This window comes from Bradyrhizobium sp. P2_E8, assembly GCF_056403875.1.
This window is the reverse complement of the sequence record NZ_JBFUES010001396.1, coordinates 1-1475: the sequence shown is the minus strand read 5'-3', so window position 1 is coordinate 1475 and position 1475 is coordinate 1. Positions and strand designations below refer to the sequence as shown.

2 protein-coding genes are annotated in these 1475 nt (G+C 66.8%); both read right to left on the bottom strand.

The features are described from left to right. Window positions 1–566, bottom strand: a 566-nt coding sequence (locus AC1D00_RS40790) for an ATP-binding cassette domain-containing protein (RefSeq protein WP_477014602.1), incomplete at its 3' end; no start/stop codon positions are given. Further along, window positions 563–1384, bottom strand: a complete 822-nt coding sequence (locus AC1D00_RS40785) for an ABC transporter permease (protein WP_092180959.1) — start codon at window positions 1382–1384, stop codon at window positions 563–565. The genes AC1D00_RS40785 and AC1D00_RS40790, both read right to left, overlap by 4 nt. Window positions 1385–1475: the final 91 nt, after the last annotated feature.

Here is a 1475-nt window from a genome sequence, read left to right as displayed (position 1 = left end):
ACGTCGAGCGCGGTGGTCGGCTCGTCGGCGATCAGAAGATCCGGGCCGCAGGCGAGCGCGATGGCGATCATCACGCGCTGACGCATGCCGCCCGACAGCTGATGCGGGTAATCCTTCACGCGTCGCTGGGGCGCAGGGACGCGGACGCTCGCCAGCGCCTCGACCGCCAGCTGGTCGGCCTCGCGCCAGCTCTTGCCCTGATGCAGCACGAACATCTCGGCGATCTGCCGTCCCACCGGCGAGACCGGATTCAGCGCCGTCATCGGCTCCTGGAAAATCATGGCGATGCGATTGCCGCGCAGCGCCCGCTGCCCGGCAGCTGGGAGCCGCTGGATCTCCCGCCCCTCAAACCGGATGACGCCGCCGCCGATCGACAAGGGCGGCCGCAACAGGCCGATCAAGGCCAGCGCCGTGATGCTCTTGCCGCAGCCRGATTCGCCGACCAGGCCGAACGTCTCGCCCCGATCGATGCGGAACGAAACGCCCTCCACGGCGGGAACCTGGCCGGAACCGTGGTTGAGGTCGATGCGCAAATCCTCGACTTCGATCAGCGGCGAGCCCGTCATGTGCGCCGGCTCCGCGATTGCGGATCGAGAATGTCGCGCAGGCCATCGCCGAGCAGGTTGAGGCCGAGCACCGTCAGGAAGATGGCAAGGCCGGGAAACACCGAGAGCCACGGCGCCGTGGTGATCTGGTCGCGGGCTTCCGACAGCATGCTGCCCCAGCTTGGAAAAGGCGGGCGGACGCCGAGGCCGAGGAACGACAACGCGGCTTCGGACAAGACCGCGCTGCCCATGCCAAGCGTGCCGATGACGACGATGGGTCCGAGCATGTTCGGCAAGAGCTGCGTGATCATGATGCGCACATCGCCGTAGCCGAGCACGGTTGCGGCCTGCACGTAGCCCTGGCTCCTCAGCGACAGCGCCGAGGCCCGTGCGAGGCGGCAGGTGAAGGACCAGTTGGTCAGCCCGAGTGCGATGAGCAGGCTGGTCAGGCCGGGGCCGAGCACCGCCATGATGGCGAGCGCGAAGATCAGCGAGGGGATCGCGAGCATCAGATTGGTCAGGCCATTGACGACATCGTCCCACCAGCCGCCAAAATAGCCGGCGCTCAGGCCCAGCGCGACGCCGATGACGCTGTTGATGAGCTGGGAGACGATGCCGACGGTCAGCGAGACGCGTGCGCCGTACAGGACGCGGGAATAGATGTCGCGGCCCTGCCCGTCGGTGCCGAACCACCACGTCCAGCTCGGGGGCTCCTCCGCATTCATCAGGTTGGCGTCCATGACGGGGTCGGTGTGCGCCAGCCAGGGCGCGAGCAGGCCGACGACGATCGCAAGCGCGAACAACGATCCGCCGATGACGAGATTGGCGCGGAGCTTCATGCGTATCTGATCCTGGGATCGATCACGCCGTAGAGCACGTCGATCAGCAGATTGATCGCGAGAAAGAACAGCACCACCACGAGAATGGAGC